We start from the raw sequence: 6568 nt of genomic DNA, 5'->3' as shown, positions 1-6568 counted from the left end.
CAGAACATAACCCACACCCACGCCGCCCGGCCCCGCGCCCTCGCCGCCCGGCCCCCAGTCGAACGACCAGCTCTCCATGTTCGCCCCGCCTGACAAACGAACAAGGCTCGACAATGAACCCACGCCGAAAACTCGGGTCATCACAGAAGAAAGCAGGGAGGATATGTCCGTCATGCGGCGATACTGCTTGCGGTTTACGTAAACGGCAAGCCACCAAACGCGTCAGGTGCTTCGGCTATCAAGAAAGCGAAAATCACGCCGCAATCTGCGGCAAGGATATCAGCGCCGCAGGCGCCTTATTCGCCCGTCATACCATTTGCCGGCAAAGTGCAGCGCCCAGACGAGCGGGATCGCGGCGAAGACCCAGCGCCAGTCGATCCGCGCGATCATCCCCTCGTCGAGGTGCGACGCATAGGCGACCAGCACCAGCGCGGCGATCAGCAGCCACGACGCCGACTGGAACCAATTATGCCCGCTGCCGATGCGCTGCGGGTCGACGGGAAGCGGCGCACGCGCCGCGACCGCCGCCTCGATCGCGTCGCGGCGATCGCGCCACCCGGCGACATAATCCCATATCTCGATCCCGATCAGCCCAACCTCGACGACAAAGACGCCGAGCCCGATCGCCGGCGCGTGAAAGCGTTGCGGGATCGTGAGCAGGTCGAGCAGCCAGCCGCCGCCGAACACCACGACGATCAGCGCGCCGATCGCCCACGCCGCCTGCAGCGGCGCCGATGCGATCATCGCATCGACATGCGCCTCGACGCCCGACCGCCACTGTACGACCTCGTCGGGCTTCACCCCGCGCACCCGCCCGTCGCGGCCCCGATAGGCGCGCCCCAATTCGGTATCGACGAACCAGCGGTCAAACCGGCGCAGCTCGGTGTCGCGGATCTGCCGCTTCTGGAAATCGCTCATCAGCATCGGCGCATCCTAAGCGATCGAGCTTACCATCGGGATAATAGGCGCCCCCCGCCTATAAGGCACCCCATGAGGCATAATCCTCGACATGCGCATTGGGTCGGCGAAAACTGGTGAAGCTCATGCTCGCCGAAAGGTCGAGCGCCTCGATCTGATGCCACCAGCCAACGGGCAGGAACACCGCCTCGCCCGGCCCGATGATCGTTTCGAGTATCGGCGGCGTGGCGCTATCGCCGTCACCGGCCGGCAACGCTTCATTGCCCCAGTCCGAGAAGCAATGGCGGCTGTTCTTCATCCGCGCGAAAGCCCAGGGCGGCGCCATGCGCACGCGCTTTCGTCCCATCACCTGCACCAGCAGGTTATTGGTAAGATCGTGGTGCCATGGCGTCAGCGTTCCCTTCGGCCCGAGCCAGAAGAAACCGTCGCGCGTCCGGCCGTTGTCGAGCAGCGCGATCGGCGCCATGTCATCCCACAGCGGAGCGAGCGCGGCGGCGTTGGTGCCGCTGTTATAGGCGGTGAGATAGATGTCGTTGCTGGCCTCGTCCTTGCGAAGCCAGTCGATCAGTTCGGCGAAGCGGACGAGGCGGCGGTGCTCGTCCTTGGCGATTTCATAATCGGGATCGCGCTCGCGCTCGACCTGTGCCTCGACGACGGCATCGCCCGCTGCGGCCGCGAAATGGTCGAGCGACCAGCGCGCGAGCGCGGGCCAGTGATCGATCAGCCCGGTGAGTTTCGCGGGCCGGTTCGCCTCATAATGATGGCGGTAAAAGGCATCGGGATCGGGCGTCGCAAGCGTGTCGAGCGCGAAGCCGCCGCCGGCCTCGCGCGCGAGCCGTTCGTGATTGGCGAGCAGCCAGCCCTGTTTTGCCATGCGCGCGGCCTGCCGCCGCAGCACCGCCGCCATCGGATCCTTGGCGAGCCGGTCGACCTCATATTTCGCCGCCGCCGCCGACACGCCGGCCGCGACGAGCCGCGCGTGGAGCGCCGCATCATCCTCGCCCGCGGCAAGGCCTTCGGCGAGCAGGCTGCGTTTATCGGTCTGCGACATCGAATACTCCTCATGCCCGCTCAAGGACATCGCAATGACAAAAGGATGACAGCCTAATCGCCCGCCGGGACTTTATAGTCCGGTCCATAGACCGCCGCACGGAAATCGCGATGCAGCGTGCCGTCATAAGGGATGGTCTGTACGAAGAAGACCGCGGCCAGCCTGTTCGCCGGATCGACCCAGAAGAGCGTCGAGGCCATGCCGTCCCAGAAAAATTCGCCCGTCGCGCCGCGATTCTCCTCACGCGTCAGCGGCGGCGATTTGCGCACCGCGAAATCGAAACCGAAGCCGACGGCGCCCTTTCCGGGGAGCCAGGCGCGCTCGGTTATCGCGGGATCGAGCTGGTCGGTCGCCATCAGTTTCACCGTCGACGGCTTGAGGATACGCGCGCCGTCGAGTTCGCCGCCATTGAGCAACATGCGCGCGAAACGCGAATAATCGTCGAGCGTCGACGCGAGACCGAATCCGCCGGGGGTCAGCGCATGATCCTCGAAATTGAGCTTGCGCGCGGCGGCGGGGTCCTGCTGGACCAACTTGCCGTCCGTTTTTACATTCATCGCAGCGAAGCGCGGTAGCCGCGCGTCGGGCTGGCGCCACGCGGTCTCGCTCATCTTCAGCGGCGCGAAGATATGCGCTTGCACATAGTCGGCGAAGCGCTCGCCCGACAGCTTCTCGACGAGCGCCGCCTGTATGTCGACCGCGATACTATATTCCCACTGCGCGCCCGGCTGGTAGAGCAACGGCACGCCGGCAAGACGTCTGCTCGCCTCGGCGAGCGGGATCGTCAGCGCGAGCGGGTCGGCGGCGACATAGGCGTCGTGCGCGGGAGTCGGTCCGGCGCCATAAGCGAAACCCGCCGTATGGCGCATTATGTCGCGCACGGTGATCTGCCGCTCGGCCGCCACATAGCGCGGCTGGCCTGCGGCATCCTTGCCCGCATAGACGCGCATATTCGCATATTCGGGCAGATATTTGGCGAGCGGATCGTCAAGGCGGACCCTGCCCGCCTCCCAGAGCTGCATCAGCGCGACGCCGGTGACCGGCTTGGTCATCGAATAGATTTGCGCGATCGTGTCTCGCTGCATCGGGCGCTTCGCTTCGCGATCGGCCATGCCCGCTGTGCCGAAATAGACCTCGCGCCCGTCCTGCCAGATCAGCGCCGAGGTGCCTGCGGCACGCCCGTCGGCGATCATCGCCTTGAGCGCTGCATCGATCCGCGCCTTGTCGATTTTCAGCGCCTCGGCAGGCGCAGTCTGCGCCAGCAGCGGCGGCGCAAACACCGCCGGACTCGCGCACGCCATCATCACCGCCCATGCCAGTCGCTTGCCGCGCATATCGTCTCTCCCCGTCCCGGCCGGTAGCCAAGGATCGGAGTGCATCCGACGGGATCGAATGCGGAAGGTCAACCCGAATAGGTCTGCGGCGCGGCTATTCGCCTGCAGCCGGTTCCTCCGCAGGCGCTTCGGCGGCGGTCAGGCTGCCATTCTGGATCAGCCATTGCGGATGGTTCGCCTGCACCGAGGCCATGATGCGGTCGACCGCGGCCGCGACCTGCTCGCCCTCGGCTTCACGGTCGCGCTCCACGATGACGCGGCGCGCCTGCGCGTCGACCAGCACCCGTTCGCGCGGCACGAGTTCGCCGACGGTAAGCCCGGCAATGATGTTGCCTGTGTCGCCCTCGCGTTGCTCGAGCGTGGTGACGCGACGGTTGAGCTGCTCCTCGACCTGCGCCGCAGCGTTGGTCTGTTGCCGGAGTTGCACGATGTTGACCCGCACCGACCGTTTCAGCTTGCGTTGCACTTGCCGCGCCAGGTCGGGATTGAGCTGCGCGGCATAGTGGTCGACCAGGACGACGCCGTCGACCGAGACGGCGTCGCCGTCCATGCGCACGTTGAGGCTGTCGACGCGGTCGCTGGAATCGAGCAGCCGGTCGAGTTCGGTTTGCACCGCGTTGCGCGCGCCGATCTCGCGGACGATGCCGTTGAGCGAAAGCGCAAGCGGGATCGACAATATCCCCAGCGTCACGACGATCCCGGTGACCTGCATGACCGTGTGCTGGGGCGTTAGCGACGGGCCGAATTTGTTGAGCCGGGCAACGAGCGTCGCGGCAAAGGCGATGGCGAGCGTATTGGTCAGGAAGAGCAGCGCCGAGCCGAGCGCGAAATCGAAACGCCCGGTCGCAAGGCCGAAGCCGATCGTCGAAAGCGGCGGGACCAGCGCGGTCGCGATCGCGACGCCGACCATCACCCCCGATAGCTTGCGCATGATCGCATAGACGCCGGCGATCCCGCCAACCACCGCGACACCCAGGTCGAGCAATGTCGGCTGCGTCCGCGCACGCAGTTCGGGAGTGACGTCGTTGATCGGCGACAGCCAGATGATCAGCATCGCGACGATCACCGCGACCGCCATGCCCGCCGCCATCGTGATGAGCGAGCGTTTGATCAAATTGCTTTCGAGCGTCGCGAGGCCGAAGCCCACGCCCATGATCGGACCGAGCAGCGGCGACACGAGCATCGCGCCGATCACCACCGCCGCCGATCCCTGAAGCAGGCCGAGCGTGGCGATCGCCGCCGACAGCGTGATCAGCAGCAGGAATTTCTGGTTGAGCCGCGCATCGCGCGCAACGCTAGCCAGGACGAGGGCGCGGCCGTGAACATCTTCATCGGCCGCGCCAATTTCGTCGTCGTCGCCAATTTCCCGGCCGGGTCCCGGGCGAGCCGACCGACGACCGCCGGCGTTGAACGGCGCGTCGCCCAGTCCGGGCACTCCGGGATGATTTCCGGCCATAGGGGGCAGGCGGCTAGATTTTGCCGGTCAGTTCAGGAACGGCATTGAACAGATCGGCGACGAGACCGAAGTCGGCGATCTGGAAGATCGGAGCGTCCTCGTCCTTGTTGATCGCGACGATCGTCTTCGAGTCCTTCATACCGGCGAGATGCTGGATCGCGCCCGAAATGCCGATCGCGAAGTAAACCTCCGGCGCGACGATCTTGCCGGTCTGGCCGACCTGATAGTCATTGGGGACATAACCGGCGTCGACCGCGGCGCGCGAAGCACCGAGCGCGGCGCCAAGCTTGTCGGCGAGCGGAACGATGACTTCCTGATATTTCTCGCTCGAACCCAGCGCGCGGCCGCCCGATACGATGATCTTCGCCGAGGTCAGTTCGGGGCGATCCTGCTTGGCGATCTCGGCGCCGACGAAGCTCGAGATGCCAGCGTCGCCGCCAGCGGAGACGGCTTCAACGGTGCCCGAACCGCCCGAAGTGGCAGCCTTTTCAAAGGCGGTGCCGCGGACGGTGAGGACCAGCTTCGCATCCGACGATTCGACGGTCGCGATCGCGTTGCCGGCATAGATCGGGCGGGTGAAGGTCTTCGGACCCTCGACCGACAGGATTTCCGAAATCTGCATCACGTCGAGCAAAGCGGCGACGCGCGGCGCGATATTCTTGCCGGTCGTCGTGGCGGGCGCGACGAACGCGTCGTGCGAAGCCATGAGGTCGGCGACGAGCGGCGCGATATTTTCGGGCAGGTTGTGACCGAAAGCGGCGTTGTCGGCGACATGCACCTTGCCAACGCCGGCAATCTGCGCAGCCGCCTTGGCGACGCCATCGACGCCGGCGCCGGCGACGAGCAGATGGACTTCGCCGAGCTTCGAGGCGGCGGTCACCGCGGCGAGCGTGGCATCCTTGACGGCGCTGCCGTCATGTTCGACCCAAACGAGCGTTTTCATGAATGCACTCCCATCGCCTTCAGCTTGGCAACCAGTTCATCGACATCGGCGACCTTGACCCCGGCCGAGCGGACAGGCGGCTCCGAAACCTTGACCGTCTTGACGCGCGGCGCCGTGTCGACGCCGTAGTCGGCGGGCGACTTGGTATCGAGCGGCTTCGACTTCGCCTTCATGATGTTCGGCAGCGACGCATAGCGCGGCTCGTTCAGGCGAAGGTCGGTGGTGACGATCGCGGGAAGCTTGAGCTTCACCGTTTCGAGACCGCCGTCGACTTCGCGGGTTACGCTGACGCTGTCGCCTTCGACGTTGACTGCGCTGGCGAAGGTGCCCTGCGCCCAGCCGGTAAGGGCTGCGAGCATCTGGCCGGTCTGGTTGTTGTCGCCGTCGATCGCCTGCTTGCCAAGGATCACGAGACCCGGCTGTTCGGCGTCGCCAATGGCTTTCAGTATCTTCGCGATCGCCAGCGGCTCGACTTCATCGTCGGTCTGGACGAGGATCGCGCGGTCGGCGCCCATCGCGAGCGCGGTGCGGAGCGTTTCCTGCGCCTTTGCCGGGCCGACGGAAACCGCGACGATCTCGGTCGCGACGCCCTTTTCCTTGAGGCGGATCGCTTCTTCGACCGCGATCTCGTCGAACGGGTTCATCGACATTTTCACGTTGGCGAGGTCAACGCCCGTGCCGTCGGCCTTCACCCGCGGCTTGACGTTGTAATCGAGTACCCGTTTCACGGGGACGAGGATTTTCATGGGCTAAAAGCTCCTCTCAGCAAATTGTGCACTGCGCCATAATTGGCGTTTACGTAAACGTCAACTAGCAGTCCCCAAACCCCTTCTCCCTTGAGGGGAGAAGGATAGGGAGCCTTATCG

6 protein-coding genes are annotated in these 6568 nt (G+C 65.3%); all 6 read right to left on the bottom strand.

The features are described 5' to 3' along the window. Positions 1 to 279: 279 nt before the first annotated feature. The 6 genes from VGU00_RS10600 to VGU00_RS10575 all read right to left on the bottom strand — a co-directional run bounded on the left by VGU00_RS10600 (position 280) and on the right by VGU00_RS10575 (position 6448). Complete coding sequence (locus tag VGU00_RS10600) at positions 280 to 918, bottom strand: hypothetical protein (protein ID WP_327468249.1); 639 nt, start codon at positions 916 to 918, stop codon at positions 280 to 282. Positions 919 to 976: 58 nt separating this feature from the next. After that, positions 977 to 1969: a cupin-like domain-containing protein gene (locus VGU00_RS10595; RefSeq protein WP_327468247.1), complete on the bottom strand. Its 993-nt coding sequence runs from the start codon at positions 1967 to 1969 to the stop codon at positions 977 to 979. A 53-nt stretch (positions 1970 to 2022) separates the two neighbouring features. Beyond that, positions 2023 to 3303: a serine hydrolase domain-containing protein gene (locus VGU00_RS10590; RefSeq protein WP_327468245.1), complete on the bottom strand. Its 1281-nt coding sequence runs from the start codon at positions 3301 to 3303 to the stop codon at positions 2023 to 2025. 94 nt (positions 3304 to 3397) lie between these two features. Further along, complete coding sequence (locus tag VGU00_RS10585; RefSeq protein ID WP_327468243.1) at positions 3398 to 4759, bottom strand: DUF389 domain-containing protein; 1362 nt, start codon at positions 4757 to 4759, stop codon at positions 3398 to 3400. Between the two features lie 13 nt (positions 4760 to 4772). Continuing rightward, positions 4773 to 5702, bottom strand: coding sequence for an electron transfer flavoprotein subunit alpha/FixB family protein (locus VGU00_RS10580; protein WP_327468241.1), 930 nt, complete (start codon positions 5700 to 5702; stop codon positions 4773 to 4775). Further along, entirely contained in the window at positions 5699 to 6448 is a 750-nt protein-coding gene (locus VGU00_RS10575) for an electron transfer flavoprotein subunit beta/FixA family protein (protein ID WP_327468239.1), read from the bottom strand. Before VGU00_RS10575 ends, VGU00_RS10580 begins: the two co-directional genes overlap by 4 nt. Between the last annotated feature and the right edge of the window lie 120 nt (positions 6449 to 6568).

Source organism: Sphingopyxis sp., from assembly GCF_035944815.1.
In the GTDB taxonomy this organism is placed as follows: domain Bacteria; phylum Pseudomonadota; class Alphaproteobacteria; order Sphingomonadales; family Sphingomonadaceae; genus Sphingopyxis.
The sequence above is the reverse complement of the archived record's forward strand: the minus strand, read 5'-3'. Positions and strand labels throughout refer to the sequence as shown.

Excerpts from the sequence above, each read along its gene's own strand:
- VGU00_RS10590 (WP_327468245.1), bottom strand. The coding sequence starts at position 3,303 with ATGCGCGGCAAGCGACTGGCATGGGCGGTGATGATGGCGTGCGCGAGT.
- VGU00_RS10595 (WP_327468247.1), bottom strand. The coding sequence starts at position 1,969 with ATGTCGCAGACCGATAAACGCAGCCTGCTCGCCGAAGGCCTTGCCGCG.
- VGU00_RS10580 (WP_327468241.1), bottom strand. The coding sequence starts at position 5,702 with ATGAAAACGCTCGTTTGGGTCGAACATGACGGCAGCGCCGTCAAGGAT.
- VGU00_RS10585 (WP_327468243.1), bottom strand. The coding sequence starts at position 4,759 with ATGGCCGGAAATCATCCCGGAGTGCCCGGACTGGGCGACGCGCCGTTC.
- VGU00_RS10600 (WP_327468249.1), bottom strand. The coding sequence starts at position 918 with ATGAGCGATTTCCAGAAGCGGCAGATCCGCGACACCGAGCTGCGCCGG.
- VGU00_RS10575 (WP_327468239.1), bottom strand. The coding sequence starts at position 6,448 with ATGAAAATCCTCGTCCCCGTGAAACGGGTACTCGATTACAACGTCAAG.